Here is a 14,898-nt window from a genome sequence, read left to right on the forward strand (position 1 = left end):
AGATGGGTTTCAGCGACCACCTCGTCGACGCCGGGGAAGACCTCTGGGACGCGCAGTTGCACCACCCGTTCGTCCGCGAACTAGCTGACGGCAGCCTCGACGAGTCGGCGTTCCGAGTGTGGCTCGAACAGGACTACCGCTACCTGCTCGATTACGCGCGGACGTTCGCGACGCTCGGGACGAAGGCGGCCGACGAGCCGACGATGGCCCACTGCTTCGAGGTGGCCAACGCCATCGTCGACGAGGAGATGGATCTCCACCGGTCGTTCGCCGCGGACTACGGTCTCACCGCGGACGACTTGGCCGCCGTCGAGAAGTCGCCCACGTGTGAAGCCTATACCAACTTCCTCCTCCGAACGGCTCAACAGCGCCCGTTCCCGGTGGGAGCGGCCGCGATCTACCCCTGCGGCCAAGGATACCTCGACGTCGCCGATCACATGGCCGATCTCGCGGACGGCGAACACCGCTACACGCCGTTCATCGAGAAGTACACGAGCGACGCCTTCCGCGAATCGGTCGCGTGGATGGGCGAGTTGGTCGACCGCTCTGCCGAGGCCCACCCGTCGCTTCGCGACGATATGAAGGCGGCCTTCCGTCGGAGCGCCGAACTGGAATACGCCTTCTGGGAGATGGCCCACACCGAAGAGGAATGGCCCAGCGAGCGCGCGAGCGCGGAGGTGGTGTGAGTGACGGCTCCCCCGATCGCCCTGACGGTCGCGGGCTCCGACAGCGGCGGCGGTGCCGGCGTCCAAGCGGACCTCAAGACGATGGAGGCGCTGGGCGTCTTCGGCACCAGCGCCGTGACCAGCGTCACCGCGCAGAACACGCGAGGGGTCGACGCGATCGGCGACGTCGACGCGGACGTCGTCGAAGCCCAGATCCGAGCCGTCACAGAGGACTTCGACGTCGGTGCCGCGAAGACGGGAATGCTCAGTTCCGCTTCGATCGTCGAGACGGTGTCAGACTGCCTCGCCGAGTGCGACTTCCCGCTGGTGGTCGACCCCGTGATGGTCGCCCAGAGCGGCGACCGACTCCTCGCGGCGGAGGCAGAGGAGACGCTCCGAGATCAACTGCTCCCCCGGGCGACGCTCGTCACGCCGAACCTCCCCGAAGCGGAAGTCCTCACAGGGAGAGAAATCACGGACGAGCGCGAGATGCGGGCGGCCGCCGAGTCCATCGTCGATGCGGGGCCCGCGGCGGCCCTCGTGACCGGGGGGCACCTCGACGACGACGAACTCGTGGACGTCCTCCACACCGACGACGAGACGCGAACGTATCGGAAGCGCCCTCAGGACACCGAGAACACCCACGGCAGCGGCTGTACCCTCTCGTCGGCCGTTGCCGCCGGTCTCGCTGCCGGCGACGACCTGCCGAGGGCCGTCGACCGCGCGGAGGCGATCATCGACCGGGCGATTCGCTACGGCCTCGACGTCGGCGACGGTGCCGGCCCCGTTCATCACTCCGTGGCGATCCGCAACGACGCCGCCCGGCACGACGCGGTCGAGGGCGTTCGCGAGGTGGTCAGAGCGCTCCGGGAACACGACGCGTCCGCGCTCGTTCCCGAGGTCGGACTGAACGTCGCCGTGGCGACGCCGTACGCGACGGGAGCCGACGAGGTGGCCGCCGTGGAGGGCCGACTCCACCGGACCGCCGACGGGATGACGCCGACCGGCGACGTTCGGCTCGGGGCGTCGAGCCACGTCGCGCGGCTCCTGCTCGCGGTTCGCTCGTACGATCCGAGCGTCGCCGCGGCGGCGAACGTCCGCCTCGACGACGCCGTCGCCGCCGCCGTCGACGAGCGGTTGGACGCCGTCGAGGTGGACCGCACAGCCGAACCCGACGCCGATCCGACCGAGGGACGGGACGGCGGGACGATGGCGTGGACGGTCGAGCGCGCGATGACCGACCGCGAGGCGGTCCCCGACGGGATCTACGACCGCGGGGCCGTCGGAAAGGAGGCGATGTGCCGGCTGTTCGCCGACTCGGCGGCCGAACTGCGGAACGAACTGCTGCGAGTGAACGCCGCAGTCGTCGCGGCGGAGTAACACCTCGCCCGGAGGTCACCGCGATTCCTCGCTCGGAGATCACTCGTTCGCGGATTCTCGCTCCGAGATCATCCGCGCGGCGAGCGCCGTCCAGTCGTCCCCGAGAATCTCGCGGCCGACGATGGCGGCGCGGGCGACGTACGAGAGCACGATCCCGACGAAGACGCCGGACAGCCCGAGCCCGAGCGTGATCGCGAGCAGGTACGACGCCCCGAGGAGGAACACGTACGAGCCGACGACGCCCGCGTAGAACGGCGTTCGCGTGTCGCCAGCACCCTTCAGCGTGCCCGAGAGCGGGAAGTAGACGCCGATGAAGACCATCGAGACCGCGAACGCGCGGTTGAACTCGGTTGCGAAGCCGATCGTCGCGGCGTCGCGAGTGAAAAGCGTCGCGAGCGGTTCCGCGGCGACGAACAGCAGCGCGCCGATCGTCCCGAGCGTCGCGAGGCTGAACAGGGCGACGAGAGTCGCCGTCTCGCGCGCCTCGCCCGGCTCTCCCGCGCCGAGCGCCTGCCCGACGAGGATGCTCGAAACGGTCCGAAACGCGCGGAAGAACGGGGCCGCGAACTGCTGGTAGATGCGGTTGGCGATGTGGTAGGCGGCGTTGGCCTCGGTGCCGAAGAGCAGCACCAGAGAGTTGAACGGGAAGTTCGCGATCTCGGTGCTCAATCCGCCGAGGATGTCGGGAACGCTCACGCCGAGCAGTTGGCGGGTGAGAAGCAGTCCCCGCGGCCGCGCGATCGACACCGCCGAGCGGCCGCTGAGAAAGACGCCGACGACGAGCAACGCTTCGACCGTCCGACCGACCGCTGTCGCGATCCCGACGCCGACGATTCCCAACCGAGGCGCGCCGGCGAGACCCAACCCGAGTGTCAGGGAGAGAAGGATGTTCAGGCCGGTCGCGCCGCCGTTGATCGCCATCGGCGTGCGGGTGTCGCCGGTCCCCTGCAACGCCCGCGCGCCGACGAACCCGACGATGCGCATCGGCGCGGCGGCGAAGATGATCGTCAAGTAGCGACCGCCCTCGCGGACGACCGCGGACTCCGCTCCGAGCAGCCCGATCAGCGCCTCGCTGAACCCGAACCCGACGAGAACGAGCGGAAACCCACAGAGCAGACCGATGAGCAGCGCCTGCGTGACGGCGCGGTCGCGGGTGACGGAGTCACCGCGCCCGGTCTCCTGACTGGAGAGCGCGATCGCCCCGCTGCCGAGACCCATCCCGATGCGGAGCGGGATCCGCGAGTAGAGGTCCGCGAGCCCGATCGCCGCGACGGCGACGGGCGAGAAGAAGCCCGTGACGAGGATGTCGACCGTCCGCATCAGCGTGTTGAGCGTCTGCTGGACGGCGACGGGCCACCCGAGATCGAGCGTTCGTTCGCCGACGGAGCGGACGCGCTCACGGGGTACTGAGAGCAACGAGTGGGCCTGCGAGTGCTCGGAGCAAATAGGTTTCCGTGGGTTCGGTGCGTCGCCGTCGGCTGTCAGACCGGTAGCCGTGCGAAGCTACCCGTGCGGCCGCCTCAGAGATAGCCGTGCTCGACGAGTCGGTCGACAGCCTCGCGGAGCCGTTCCTCGCTCGCGGCGTAGGAGATCCGCGCGTAGCCGGGCGAGCCGAACGCCGAGCCCGGGACGGTCGCGACGTGGGCGTCCTCGATCGCGCCCGCACACCACTCCTGATCGTCCGCTCGCGGCCCCTCGCCGCTCGCGCTTTCCGAGGCGCTTTGCGCCTCGCCGACTGGCAACATCATATAGAACGCGCCGTCTCCGACCGGGACGTCGACGCCGTGCTCTGCGAACAGGTCGGCGAGCATATCGCGGCGCTCGCGGAAGGCGTCGCGCATCTCCGTGACGGCCTCGTCGGTGTTCTGGATCGCCTCGACCCCGGCGTGCTGGACGAAGTTCACCGCACAGGAGACCGAATGGGAGTGCAGCTTCGCGGCCTGCGAGACCAACGACTCGGGCGCGTGGAGGTAGCCGAGCCGCCAGCCGGTCATCGAGTACGCTTTCGAGAAGCCGTTGATGGTGACCGTTCGGTCCTCCATCCCCTCCAGCGAGCCGAGGCTCGTCGGCTCGACGCCGTAGGTGATCTCCTGATAGATCTCGTCGGAGATGACCGTGATGTCGTGCTCGACGGCGAGGTCGCGGACGCCCTCCAGCGCCGCGTCCGAGTAGACCGCGCCGGTCGGGTTCGACGGCGAGTTGACGACGAGCAGTTCGGTGTCGTCGGAGACCGATTCTGAAAGGTCGTCGAGGGCGGGTTCGAGCTGGAAATCGTACGGGGCGAGATCGACGCGGTTGAGCGAGCCGCCCGAGAGCTTCACCATCGCCTCGTAGGAGACCCACGCGGGGTCGAGTAAGGCGACCTCGTCTCCGTCATCGATGAGCGTTTGGATCGTCTCGAAGAGCGCCTGCTTGCCGCCGGGCGTGACGATCACCTCGTCGCTCTCGGCGTCGATGCCGTCGTCGCGGAGCTTCGCCGCGATCGCTTCTTTGAGCGCCGGGATCCCGTTCGAGGGCGTGTAGCTGGTGTGGCCGGCGTCCATCGCCGCTTTTCCGGCCTCAACGATGTTCTCCGGCGTCGGGAAGTCGGGCGCGCCGACCGAGAGGTCGACGACGTCGACGCCTTCCGCTTCCAGTTCGCTCGCCTTGTTGCTGATCGCCAGCGTCGCGCTCGGTTCGACCCGTTCGACGCGGGCTGCGAAGTCGAAACTCATGCCAACGTCTCCACCATATCGACCGCGGCGTTTACCGCTTCCGCACCTTTCTCGACTCGCTCTCTCGCCTCGGCCCCGCTCTGTCCGGGGCCGGAGACGCCGAACGTGACCGGAACGTCCCGATCGAGACTGACCTCCGTGAGCGATTGGGCCGTCGCGTCCGCGATGACGCGGTCGTGGTCGGTGTCGCCGGTGACGATCGCGCCGACGACGGCGACGGCGTCGACCTCGTCGCGTCGGGCGAGTCGGTCAGCGGCCAGCGGCGAGTCGTAGACGCCGGGTACCGAGAGCTCCGTCCCGATGTCGGCGTCACGTTCCGCGGCCGCCTCGCGTGCGGCCGCTTCCATTCGTTCGGTGACCGAGGCGTTGAATTCGGCCACCACTAATCCGAGCGTTACCATACCGAAGCGGTTCCGCGGGGACGTCAAAGAGGTGTCGGCACGGCGGCGTGCTCATAGCCCTGTCGACACGGCCGCGCACAAGTTATCGGATGTGTGATGCGTTGAGTCGCCGCTGCCCCGCGAGGAGAGTTTCCCAATCGCAAACACAAGAGTTGTAACGAACTGGCGTGCACACTTCGGCAATGAGCCCTGACGAGGGCCCCCGCGAGACGGACGAACCCTCCTCGGAAGCGACGCGACCGGCGGATTCGGTCGATATCGATGTCGATACCGACACTGAGAGCGACGTCGACACCGACATCGCGAGCGACGCTGACAACGCCGCCGGTGCCGGCGATGACGCCGACGCGATTGCCGATTCCGATACGACGCCGAACCGTCGAGACGAACGCGACGATGCGATAGAGCACGTCGACCTCGCCGACGACGCGTCACAGAGCGCGGAATCCGGATCGCCGTCTCGGCCGTCGAACGGGGACGGCGAGGACGACTCCGGATCGACCCGACGGCACGCGCTGTTCGGCGTCCTCGGGTTCACCGCAGTCGCGCTCGTGCTCCGTCTCGTCGCGCTCGGTGGTCGGATCTTCCACTGGGACGAGGGCCGCGTCGGCTACTGGATCCTCCGCTACCACGAGACGGGGGTGCACACGTATCGGCCGATCGTTCACGGGCCGTTCCTCCCGATCGTCAACGACTGGCTGTTCGTGCTCCTTCCGGTCTCGGACTTCGCGGCGCGCCTCCCGGTCGCTCTCGTCGGCGGGCTGTTCCCGCTGGCGGCGTGGCTGTTCCGCGAGCGGCTCCGGGACACCGAACTCGTCGCGCTCGCGGCGCTGCTCGCGCTGAACCCCCTCGTCGTCTATTACTCGCGGTTCATGCGCAACGACGTCCTCGTGGCCGCGTTCTCCGTCGTCGCGCTCGGCCTCGTCGTCCGCGGCTTCGACACCGGCCGACTGCGGTACGCCTTCCCCACGACCGCATTCTTCGCGCTCGCGTTCACGACGAAGGCGAACGCGCTGCTGTACGTGCTCTGCTTCCTCGGGGCGGGAGCGCTGATCGCCGACCACCGGCTGCTCGCCTCACGGGCGCGAGGCGAGTCCGCTCGCACCGTCGTCGGGCGGTGGCGCACCTCGGTTTCGCGGAGCCTGACGGCGCACGGCCCGACCGCGAAGGCCTCGCTCGCCCGCGTGCTCGCCACCGGGGGCGGCGCGCTCGTCCTGTTTCTGGCGATCACCGTGTTCTTCTACGCGCCGCGGCCGGACCTCTGGCAGGCGCTCTCGAACCCCGCACAGCTTCCGAACGTGCTCGACGCGGGGACGGTCGGCGCGGCCGAGAAACTGACCGAAACGTGGGGCGGCGGCGGCCATCAGGACCACCCGTATCTGCCGTATCTCGTCGACCTCGTCGAGTCGCTCGTCTACGGCGCGCCGGCGCTCATCGCGTTCGGCCTCTTGGGCGTCGTCGCGGACCGGTACGGGCTCTTCGGCGACGGGCCGCGCGAACTCGTCACGTTCGCGACGTACTGGGCGGTCGCGTCGCTGTTCGGCTACCCGATCGCGACCGACATCGAAGCGCCGTGGGCGGCGATCCACGTGATCGTGCCGCTGGCGATTCCGGGGGCGGTCGGCGTCGCGTTCATCGTCGACGCCGCGCGCGACGCGCTCGACTCACGAGACGCGGTGAGCGTCGGGCTCGCGGCGCTCATTCTCCTCTCCGCTATCGGGGGCGTCGCCGGCGCGAACGCCGCGTACTTCAACTCCACCGACGAGGCCGACAAACAGGTGCTTCAGTGGGCACAGCCGGAGAACTCGCTGAAGCCGACGATCGAAGTCGTCGGCGACGTCGCGGCCGAAAACGACGAGGGTGCCGACGTCCTCTTCGTCGGGACGAGTCCGCCGGGCAGCGACGAGACGCTGTTCTACGTGCGCGACGAATCGTCGCTGAATACGGCACCGCCCGGGGGGCCAGCGTGGCACGACCGGCTGCCGCTGCCGTGGTATCTCGAACGCGCCGACGCGAACGTAACGAGTTCGCCGCCCGACGCCGACCTGAGCGAGACGCTCTCGGACCCGCCGCCGGTCGTGATCGCGAAGGGCTACGACCGAAACGAAGTCTCCAGAGAGCTGTCCGGATACGCCGCCTTCGAGCACAAGTTCCGACTGTGGAGCGACAGCGTCGTCGTCTTCATCGATCGCGAGGAACTCCGGCGCGTCGCGCCGGAGTACGAGTCCGAATCGTCGGCTGCGACGTCGTAATCACGGTTCGACGACGACGGTCGAAACCGTGGTCTGTCGACGGCGCACGCTCGGGGTCGATGACGGCGGTCGCAGTCGCGGTTCACCGACGACGTACTTCCGGTTTGTGAGCATATATGTGTATAACCATCTGTGAGATTCGGCAAACTTTATTCAGTATCGTCCAGTATCCTCGCCCGTGACCGTCACCGTACCCGGACCCACGCTCGGCGTCGTCGGCGGCGGCCAACTCGGCCGGATGCTCGCCGAGGCGGCCGCCCCGCTCGGCGTCGACGTGGTCGTTCTCGATCCGACGCCGGAGTGTCCCGCCTCGCCCGTCGCCCGCGAACAGGTCGTCGGCGACTTCGACGACCCCGAGGCGTTCCGCGAACTCGCCTCGAAGGTCGACGCGCTGACCTTCGAGATCGAACTCGCAGACGCCGACCTGCTGGATGAAGTCGCCGACGAGTTCGACCTCTCGGTGAACCCCGACCCGGCGACGCTCTCGATGATCGAAGACAAGCTCGTCCAGAAGCGCGCGCTCGAAGACGCGGGCGTGCCCGTCCCGCCGTTCCGGAAGGTCGACGACGCCGACGACCTCCGAGACGCGCTCGATGAGTTCGGCTCGGTGATGCTGAAAGCCCGAACCGGCGGCTACGACGGCCGGGGGAACGTCCCGGTGACCGACCCCGCCGAGGCCGACGAGGCGATCGAGGCCGTCGGCGGTCCCGCGATGGCCGAGACGTTCGTCGACTTCGCGCGGGAGCTGTCGGTGATCGCCGTGCAGGGCGACGGCGAGGTCCGCACGTTCCCCGCCGGCGAGAACGTCCACGAGGAGGAGATCCTCAGAGAAACGATCCTCCCTGCGCGCACGAGTGATGAGATACTGGAGCGCGCCGACGAGGTCGCCCGCGACGTCCTCTCGACGCTCTCGGGCCGCGGCGTCTTCGGGATCGAGCTGTTCGAGACCCCTGATGGCGACATCTCGGTCAACGAGATCGCGCCGCGCCCGCACAACTCCGGACACTGGACGATCGAGGGCGCGCGCACCTCGCAGTTCGAACAGCACGTCCGCGCCGTCCTCGGGTGGCCGCTGGGATCGACCCGCCTGCGCTGTCCCACTGTGATGGCGAACGTCCTTGGAACCGTCGAGGAGTCCAAGCCGGCGCGACTCGGAACCGTCGAGGCTGTCCTCGAAAATCAGGACGCCTCGTTGCACTGGTACGGCAAGAGCGAGGTGCGCCCGCTGCGGAAGATGGGACACGTCACCGTGACCGGTGACGGCGACAGTGAGCGAAGCGACACCGCGTGCGCCGATACCGACGCCGGCGACGGCGACAGCGAAAGGCTCCTCGCGCACGCGAGAGAAATCAGGGACGCGCTGACGTTCGAGTGATCGAGTCGCGTCCGAACCAACCATCCCAGAGACAGCAATGACCGATTACACGCCAGCCGACGAAAGCGACGTGACCGTACAGGACCTGATCGACCGACTCCGCGCCGAAGCCGACGCCGACGTCGATCCCGAAACGACCCCCGACGTCGGGATCATCATGGGGTCGGACTCGGATCTGGAGACGATGTCGGGCGCGCACGACGCGCTCTCGGAACTCGGCTTCGCCGAGCAGACGGACTTCCGCGACGCGCCCGACTCGCGCTTTACCTACGAGACGTACGTCGTCTCCGCGCACCGGACGCCGGAGCTGATGTACGCCTACGGCGAGACTGCCGAGGCGCGCGGACTCGACGTCGTGATCGCGGGCGCGGGCGGCAAGTCCGCGGACCTGCCGAACATGACTGCCTCGATCGCGTACCCGATCCCGGTCGTCGGCGTCCCCGTCCAAGAGAAGTCCGTCGACTCCGTGATCGGGATGCCGACCGGCGCGCCCATCGTCGCCGTCGACGCGGGCAAATCGTTCAACGCCGCGCTGTCGGCCGCACAGATTCTCTCTCGCGAGCACGACGTGCTGCGAGAGCGGCTCGTCGAGTACCACGAGGGACTGGTCGGCGGCGTCGCCCGCGACTCGCGCGACCTCCACGATCTCGGCGTCGACGCGTACGTCGAGAGCCGACGCGAAGAGTAACTGACGTCTCGGCCGTCGGGGACGCCGCGGCGGTATAAATCAACGCTTATGGGGGGGCGCTTCTAACCTGCGAACGTCAGGGAGACTACGGAATGAGTGAATGGATAGCAATCGGGGCACTCGGGCTCGTCGCCGTCGGCATCCCGCTCGGGATGATGGCGGTCTCGGCGATCCTTCGCCCGTCGGTCCCCGAACAAGGCAAACGCGCCACCTACGAGAGCGGTGAGGTACCGACCGGCACGGCACGCGTCCAGTTTAACATCCAGTACTATATGGTCGCGCTGCTGTTCGTCGTGTTCGACGTCGAAACCGTTCTCATCTTCCCGTGGGCCGTCATCTACCGGCCCGCACTGGATCAGGGAGTCGCCCTCTCGACGGTACTGCTGCCGATGCTCGCATTCGTCGGCATCCTCGTCGTCGGACTGGTCTGGGCGTGGCGCAACGGCGCGGTCAAGTGGGTCAAAAGCCCGCTGGCTAACCGCCGGAAGACGGAGAGAAACGCATGAGTAGCGAACGAGACACACCATTCGTCACGGACGACACGCAGGTACAGACCGACACGCGGGACGCCCGGATGACGGGCGCTGGCGCGGACAACCGCTTCAACTCGAAGCTTCGGGAGGCGTTCGGCTCCTCGCCGTTCATCCTCACGAAGTTCGACCAGTTCATGAACTGGGTCCGCGGCTCCTCGATGTTTATGCTGCAGTTCGGAATCGCCTGCTGCAGCATCGAGATGATGCACACGTACTCGGTGAAACACGACCTCGACCGGTTCGCGGCCGGGGTGCCCCGCGCGTCGCCGCGACAGGCTGACGTCATCATCGTCCCCGGAACGATCGTCTCGAAGTTCGCCCCGCGGATGAAGCGCGTCTACGACCAGATGCCCGAGCCGAAGTTCGTCGTTGGGATGGGCTCCTGTACGATTTCGGGCGGTCCGTTCCAAGAGGGCTACAACGTCATCAAGGGCGCAGAGGAGGTCATCCCGGTCGACATCCACGTCCCCGGTTGCCCCCCGCGTCCTGAGGCGCTCATCTACGGCGTCGCGAAGCTGCAACAGCGCATCGCCGAGGGCGAGTCGAGTCCGGTGACGGTGAAGCCGTACGAGCTCGAACAGTTCAACGACCTCGAACAGGACGAAATCGTCGAGAAACTCGCCGAGCAGATCGACGAGGACGATCTGGTGATGCGCTACAACTGGGCTGATTCGCCATGAGCCTCGAAGAACCGACCCCAGAAGAGGGCGCGGTCGAGGTGCTGCCGACCGAGGGTGACGAGATCGCCGAACTGCTCGGCGACCTCGTCGTCGACCGCGAGGAGCACGTCAACGCGCCCGGGTTCGTCATCCGACCGGACAGCGTCCAAGAGACGCTCACGCTGCTCCGCGATGAGGCCGGGTTCGATCACCTCTCGTGTGTCACCGCCGAGGAGCGCGAGGACCGCTACGAGTCGATCTACCACCTCACGAGCTTCGACGACCGACAGCGCGAAGTGAGCGTCGTCGTGCCGACGACGAAGGACGATCCCGTCAGCGAGTCCGCCGAACCGGTGTTCCGGACGGCCGACTGGCACGAGCGGGAGGCCTACGACCTGATCGGCATCGACTACGACGACCACCCGGACCTGCGTCGGATCCTGCTGCCGGACACGTGGCAGGGACACCCACTCTCGCAGAACTACGATCAGGACCGGCCGCAGATCGTCACGCTCAAAGAGTGGGAGAACCCCCTCGCCGAGGATCACCGCGAGGAGGAGGGCGACACCATGTACGTCAACATCGGCCCGCACCACCCCGCGACACACGGGGTGCTGCACATCAAGACGGTCCTCGACGGCGAGCAGGTCGCAGACGTCGACCCCGACATCGGCTACCTCCACCGCTGCGAGGAGCAGATGTGCCAGACGAAGACGTATCGTCACCAGATTATGCCGTACCCGGACCGCTGGGACTACGCGTCGTCGGGGCTCCTCAACGAGTGGGCGTACGCCCGCGCGGCGGAGGACCTCAACGACATCGAGGTACCGGAGTACGCCCAGATCATCCGGACGATGGGCGCGGAGTTCTGCCGCATCGCCTCCCATATGCTCGCCGTCGGCACGTTCGCACTCGACGTCTACGGCGACTTCACCGCGATCTTTATGTACGCGATGCGGGACCGCGAGAAAGTGCAGAGCGTCCTCGAAGAGCTCACGGGCCAGCGGATGATGTTCAACTACTTCCGCTTGGGCGGCGTCGTCTGGGACCTCCCCGAGCCGCGCGATGAGTTCTTCGAGCTGATCCGCGACTTCCTCGACGATCTCCCGGAGGCCGTCGAGGAGTACCACGACCTCATCACCTCGAACGAGATCCTGCAGTCGCGGACGATCGGCACGGGCGTCCTCCCGCCGGAGGTCGCGAAGTCCTACGGCGCGACCGGCCCCGTCGCCCGCGGTTCCGGAATCGACTACGACCTCCGCCGCGACGACCCCTACGGCTACTACGACGAGTTGGAGTGGGACGTCATCACCGAGGACGGCTGCGACAACTTCAGTCGCCTGCTCGTTCGCCTCAGAGAGGTCGAAGAGTCGGCGAAGATCATCGAACAGTGTGTCGACCTGCTCGAAGACTGGCCCGAGGAGGAGCGGAACATCCAGGCCAACGTGCCCCGGACGCTCCGCCCCGACGACGACAAAGAGATCTACCGTGCCGTCGAGGCCGCGAAGGGCGAACTCGGCATCTACATCCGAGCGGACGGCACCGAGAAGCCGGGTCGCTTCAAGATCCGCAGTCCGTGCTTCTCGAATCTCCAGACGCTACCCGAGATGAGTAACGGCGAGTACATCCCGGACATGGTCGCCTCGCTCGGTAGCCTCGACATCGTCCTCGGCGAGGTGGACCGCTGATGCTCCCCCTGCAGTCTGAGGTGCTCCTCCCCGAGCGGATCGCGGGCCTCCTCGGCCTCTCCGGGACGGTCGGAGAGATCGTCGGCGGCTTACTCGGCGCGTTCCTGATCGCGAACATCCTCTTGATCCAGACGGCCATCGCCGGCCCGTGGGCCAAGCGGAAGATCACCGCCGCGTTCACGGACCGAATCGCGGTCAACCGCGTCGGCCCGTTCGGCCTCCTCGTGATCGTCGCCGACGCCGTCCGACTGCTCTCGAAGGAACTCGTGATTCCGGAGGGCGTCGATCGACCGGCGTACGACCTCGGTCCGCTTCTCGTTCCCTTCTCGGCGCTGCTCGGTTTCGCCGTCATCCCGATGGGGAACGGCATCCATCTCGCCGACCCCGAGACCGGCGCGGTGTTCGCCTTCGCGGCGTCCTCTATCGCGTCGCTCGGACTGGTGATGATGGGCTACGCGTCGAACAACAAGTACTCGCTGCTCGGCGGGCTTCGGGCGATCGCCTCCAACATCGCCTACGAGATCCCGCTTATCGTCACCGCGGCGTCGGTGATCATCTTCACCGGCACGCTGCAGATGAGCGAGATCGTCGCCCAGCAGACCGAGCCGCTCTTGACGATCGCGGGCGTGACGATCCCGCAGTGGTTCGCGTTCGTCAACCCCTTCGCGTTCGTGCTGTTCGTCGTCGCGAATCTCGCCGAAGTCGGCCGCAACCCCTTCGATGTGCCGGAAGCGCCGACCGAGATCGTCGCCGGGTACCAGACCGAGTATTCCTCTGTGTACTTTGTGCTGATCTACCTCGGCGAGTTCATCCACATCTTCCTCGGCGGCGCGCTCGCGGCGACGCTGTTCCTCGGCGGCCCGGCCGGACCGGTCCTGCCGGGATTCGTGTGGTTCCTGATCAAGATCTGGGGGTTCTACCTGTTCACCCAGTGGGCGCGTTCGGCGATTCCCCGGCTCCGCATCGATCAGTTCCTCGATGTCGGCTGGAAGGGAATGCTCGTGCTCTCGTTCGCTAACTTGGTGCTCACGGCCGTAATCGTGGGAGTGATAGCATGATCGGCGTACTCAAATCGATGGCGACGACGATGAAACACGCGCTGGACGGCGAGACGTTCACGGTCGAGTACCCGGACGTCGCGCCCGAGGTGAGCCCCCGATTCCGCGGGGTCCACAAGTTCAGCCAAGAGCGCTGTATCTGGTGTCGACAGTGCGAGAACGTCTGTCCGAACGACACGATCCAGATCGTGATGGACGAACAGCGCAACGGCGAGCAGTACAACCTCCACATCGGCCAGTGTATCTACTGCCGGCTCTGCGAGGAGGTCTGCCCCGTCGACGCCATTCTGCTGACGCAGAACTTCGAGTTCGTCGCCGACACGAAAGACGACTTCGTCTACAACAAAGAGCAGCTGAAGAACGTCCCGTGGTACAAGGACATCGACCCGCTCAACTCCCGCGAACCCGACCGCGGCGCGTGGATCGGCGAGGGAGAGGGCGAGGTGGACTACCAGTGAGGTGAGTCCGCGGCAAGCGGGACAGACCGCCGATCAAAGTCCGGTCGGCCGGGACGGGCCCGGGCGCGGACTTCTCGAAATCTTCAAAGGGATACCTCAAGGAGACACACACAATGGTTTATGAGACCATCGCGTTCGCGCTGTTCGCCCTCGTGACCGTGGGCTGCAGCCTGGGCGTCGTCCTCGTGCGGGACATCTGGCACTCCGCACTCCTGCTCGGGGGCGCGCTCTTGAGCGTCGCGGTGCACTACGTGATGTTGCAGGCGGAGTTTCTCGCCGCAATGCAGATCCTCGTCTACGTCGGCGGGGTTCTCATCCTCATCACGTTCGCCGTGATGCTGACGCGTACACAACCGGAGGTGAGTAGCACATGACCACGAAACCCGAACTGAAGCTGGGTTCGCATCTCGTTCCCGGCCTCGCCGCGGCGGCGCTGTTCGTCGTGATGGCCGCGGCGATCCTCTCGTCGTCGATGCCGGAACCGCAGGGCTTCGCCGAGGGGGCGAACATCACGGCCAGTATCGGCTATGCGATGTTCAATTTGGATCTCGGAGACGTCGCCGGCGAGAGCTTCCTCGTCGCGTTCCTCGTGATCGCGATCACGCTCGACGTCGCACTCGACGGTGCCGTGCACCTCGCTCGTCGCGAGGACGGCGGCGGTCGGGGACTCGTCACCGACGGCGGCCGAGCGCTCAAAGAACAGCTGTTCGGAGGTGAGGAGTAATGGTGCCACCGGAGTACTATCTGCTTCTCTCCGCCGCGGTCTTCTGCATCGGACTGTTCGGCATCCTGACGCGACGCAACGCGCTGTTGTTCCTGATGTCGGTCGAACTGATGCTGAACGCCGCGAACATCAATCTCGTCGCGTTCTCCCACGTCTGGGGGAACGTCACGGGGCAGACGTTCGCGCTGTTCACGATGGCGCTCGCCGCCGCCGAGGTCGCGATCGGGATCGGTATCATCCTCGTACTGTACCGCAACTTCGACGGCGTCGACGTCACCGACGCGACGACGATGAGGTGGTAAG

Annotated in this window: 16 protein-coding genes; 13 read left to right on the forward strand and 3 right to left on the reverse strand. The window is 66.9% G+C overall.

Going from position 1 to position 14,898, the window contains the following annotated elements:
- Nucleotides 1-2 precede the first annotated feature (2 nt).
- Entirely contained in the window at nucleotides 3-686 is a 684-nt protein-coding gene (gene tenA, locus U5919_RS06750) for a thiaminase II (protein ID WP_336023008.1), read from the forward strand.
- A complete protein-coding gene (thiD, locus tag U5919_RS06755; protein ID WP_336023010.1) occupies nucleotides 687-2,045 on the forward strand; it encodes a bifunctional hydroxymethylpyrimidine kinase/phosphomethylpyrimidine kinase in 1,359 nt (452 codons plus the stop codon).
- Nucleotides 2,046-2,084: 39 nt separating this feature from the next.
- Here the strand turns inward: thiD and U5919_RS06760 are convergent, their stop codons facing one another.
- From U5919_RS06760 to ribH, 3 genes are all read right to left on the reverse strand, one after another.
- The gene (locus U5919_RS06760; protein ID WP_336023012.1) at nucleotides 2,085-3,461 is read right to left on the reverse strand and encodes an MATE family efflux transporter; all 1,377 of its coding nucleotides are present in this window, start codon (nucleotides 3,459-3,461) and stop codon (nucleotides 2,085-2,087) included.
- 104 nt (nucleotides 3,462-3,565) lie between these two features.
- The gene (locus U5919_RS06765; RefSeq protein WP_336023013.1) at nucleotides 3,566-4,759 is read right to left on the reverse strand and encodes a pyridoxal phosphate-dependent aminotransferase; all 1,194 of its coding nucleotides are present in this window, start codon (nucleotides 4,757-4,759) and stop codon (nucleotides 3,566-3,568) included.
- Complete coding sequence (gene ribH, locus U5919_RS06770; protein WP_336023015.1) at nucleotides 4,756-5,160, reverse strand: 6,7-dimethyl-8-ribityllumazine synthase; 405 nt, start codon at nucleotides 5,158-5,160, stop codon at nucleotides 4,756-4,758. Before ribH ends, U5919_RS06765 begins: the two co-directional genes overlap by 4 nt.
- Nucleotides 5,161-5,342: 182 nt before the next feature.
- On the opposite strand from ribH, the gene U5919_RS06775 reads away from it, so the two are divergent.
- The 11 genes from U5919_RS06775 (at nucleotide 5,343) to nuoK (ending at nucleotide 14,897) form a co-directional block, all read left to right on the forward strand.
- Nucleotides 5,343-7,412: a flippase activity-associated protein Agl23 gene (locus U5919_RS06775; protein ID WP_336023017.1), complete on the forward strand. Its 2,070-nt coding sequence runs from the start codon at nucleotides 5,343-5,345 to the stop codon at nucleotides 7,410-7,412.
- Between the two features lie 178 nt (nucleotides 7,413-7,590).
- Entirely contained in the window at nucleotides 7,591-8,787 is a 1,197-nt protein-coding gene (locus U5919_RS06780; protein WP_336023019.1) for a 5-(carboxyamino)imidazole ribonucleotide synthase, read from the forward strand.
- Between the two features lie 37 nt (nucleotides 8,788-8,824).
- Nucleotides 8,825-9,475, forward strand: coding sequence for a 5-(carboxyamino)imidazole ribonucleotide mutase (purE, locus tag U5919_RS06785; RefSeq protein WP_336023020.1), 651 nt, complete (start codon nucleotides 8,825-8,827; stop codon nucleotides 9,473-9,475).
- Between the two features lie 92 nt (nucleotides 9,476-9,567).
- Complete coding sequence (locus tag U5919_RS06790; protein ID WP_336023022.1) at nucleotides 9,568-9,981, forward strand: NADH-quinone oxidoreductase subunit A; 414 nt, start codon at nucleotides 9,568-9,570, stop codon at nucleotides 9,979-9,981.
- Nucleotides 9,978-10,688, forward strand: coding sequence for an NADH-quinone oxidoreductase subunit B (locus U5919_RS06795; protein ID WP_336023023.1), 711 nt, complete (start codon nucleotides 9,978-9,980; stop codon nucleotides 10,686-10,688). The genes U5919_RS06790 and U5919_RS06795 overlap by 4 nt, the downstream gene beginning before the upstream one ends.
- Nucleotides 10,685-12,355, forward strand: coding sequence for an NADH-quinone oxidoreductase subunit D (locus U5919_RS06800; RefSeq protein WP_336023025.1), 1,671 nt, complete (start codon nucleotides 10,685-10,687; stop codon nucleotides 12,353-12,355). The genes U5919_RS06795 and U5919_RS06800 overlap by 4 nt, the downstream gene beginning before the upstream one ends.
- Nucleotides 12,355-13,413, forward strand: a complete 1,059-nt coding sequence (locus U5919_RS06805; RefSeq protein WP_336023026.1) for a complex I subunit 1/NuoH family protein — start codon at nucleotides 12,355-12,357, stop codon at nucleotides 13,411-13,413. The genes U5919_RS06800 and U5919_RS06805 overlap by 1 nt, the downstream gene beginning before the upstream one ends.
- Nucleotides 13,410-13,871: a NuoI/complex I 23 kDa subunit family protein gene (locus tag U5919_RS06810; RefSeq protein WP_336023027.1), complete on the forward strand. Its 462-nt coding sequence runs from the start codon at nucleotides 13,410-13,412 to the stop codon at nucleotides 13,869-13,871. The genes U5919_RS06805 and U5919_RS06810 overlap by 4 nt, the downstream gene beginning before the upstream one ends.
- 113 nt (nucleotides 13,872-13,984) lie before the next feature.
- Nucleotides 13,985-14,245, forward strand: coding sequence for an NADH-quinone oxidoreductase subunit J (locus tag U5919_RS06815; protein WP_089768442.1), 261 nt, complete (start codon nucleotides 13,985-13,987; stop codon nucleotides 14,243-14,245).
- On the forward strand, nucleotides 14,242-14,595 hold the full coding sequence (locus tag U5919_RS06820; protein ID WP_336023029.1) for a proton-conducting membrane transporter: 354 nt from the start codon (nucleotides 14,242-14,244) through the stop codon (nucleotides 14,593-14,595). The genes U5919_RS06815 and U5919_RS06820 overlap by 4 nt, the downstream gene beginning before the upstream one ends.
- Nucleotides 14,595-14,897, forward strand: coding sequence for an NADH-quinone oxidoreductase subunit NuoK (gene nuoK / locus U5919_RS06825; protein ID WP_336023030.1), 303 nt, complete (start codon nucleotides 14,595-14,597; stop codon nucleotides 14,895-14,897). Before U5919_RS06820 ends, nuoK begins: the two co-directional genes overlap by 1 nt.
- The last annotated feature ends 1 nt before the right edge of the window (nucleotide 14,898 follow it).

Source organism: Halobellus sp. LT62 (assembly GCF_037031285.1).
Taxonomy (GTDB): domain Archaea; phylum Halobacteriota; class Halobacteria; order Halobacteriales; family Haloferacaceae; genus Haloquadratum; species Haloquadratum salinisoli.

What these genes read in the sequence shown, in the direction of transcription:
- tenA (WP_336023008.1), top strand. Translation starts at nt 3, where the DNA reads ATGGGTTTCAGCGACCACCTCGTCGACGCCGGGGAAGACCTCTGGGAC.
- U5919_RS06765 (WP_336023013.1), bottom strand. Translation starts at nt 4,759, where the DNA reads ATGAGTTTCGACTTCGCAGCCCGCGTCGAACGGGTCGAACCGAGCGCG.
- ribH (WP_336023015.1), bottom strand. Translation starts at nt 5,160, where the DNA reads ATGGTAACGCTCGGATTAGTGGTGGCCGAATTCAACGCCTCGGTCACC.
- U5919_RS06775 (WP_336023017.1), top strand. Translation starts at nt 5,343, where the DNA reads ATGAGCCCTGACGAGGGCCCCCGCGAGACGGACGAACCCTCCTCGGAA.
- purE (WP_336023020.1), top strand. Translation starts at nt 8,825, where the DNA reads ATGACCGATTACACGCCAGCCGACGAAAGCGACGTGACCGTACAGGAC.
- U5919_RS06790 (WP_336023022.1), top strand. Translation starts at nt 9,568, where the DNA reads ATGAGTGAATGGATAGCAATCGGGGCACTCGGGCTCGTCGCCGTCGGC.
- U5919_RS06795 (WP_336023023.1), top strand. Translation starts at nt 9,978, where the DNA reads ATGAGTAGCGAACGAGACACACCATTCGTCACGGACGACACGCAGGTA.
- U5919_RS06800 (WP_336023025.1), top strand. Translation starts at nt 10,685, where the DNA reads ATGAGCCTCGAAGAACCGACCCCAGAAGAGGGCGCGGTCGAGGTGCTG.
- U5919_RS06805 (WP_336023026.1), top strand. Translation starts at nt 12,355, where the DNA reads ATGCTCCCCCTGCAGTCTGAGGTGCTCCTCCCCGAGCGGATCGCGGGC.
- U5919_RS06810 (WP_336023027.1), top strand. Translation starts at nt 13,410, where the DNA reads ATGATCGGCGTACTCAAATCGATGGCGACGACGATGAAACACGCGCTG.
- U5919_RS06815 (WP_089768442.1), top strand. Translation starts at nt 13,985, where the DNA reads ATGGTTTATGAGACCATCGCGTTCGCGCTGTTCGCCCTCGTGACCGTG.
- U5919_RS06820 (WP_336023029.1), top strand. Translation starts at nt 14,242, where the DNA reads ATGACCACGAAACCCGAACTGAAGCTGGGTTCGCATCTCGTTCCCGGC.
- nuoK (WP_336023030.1), top strand. Translation starts at nt 14,595, where the DNA reads ATGGTGCCACCGGAGTACTATCTGCTTCTCTCCGCCGCGGTCTTCTGC.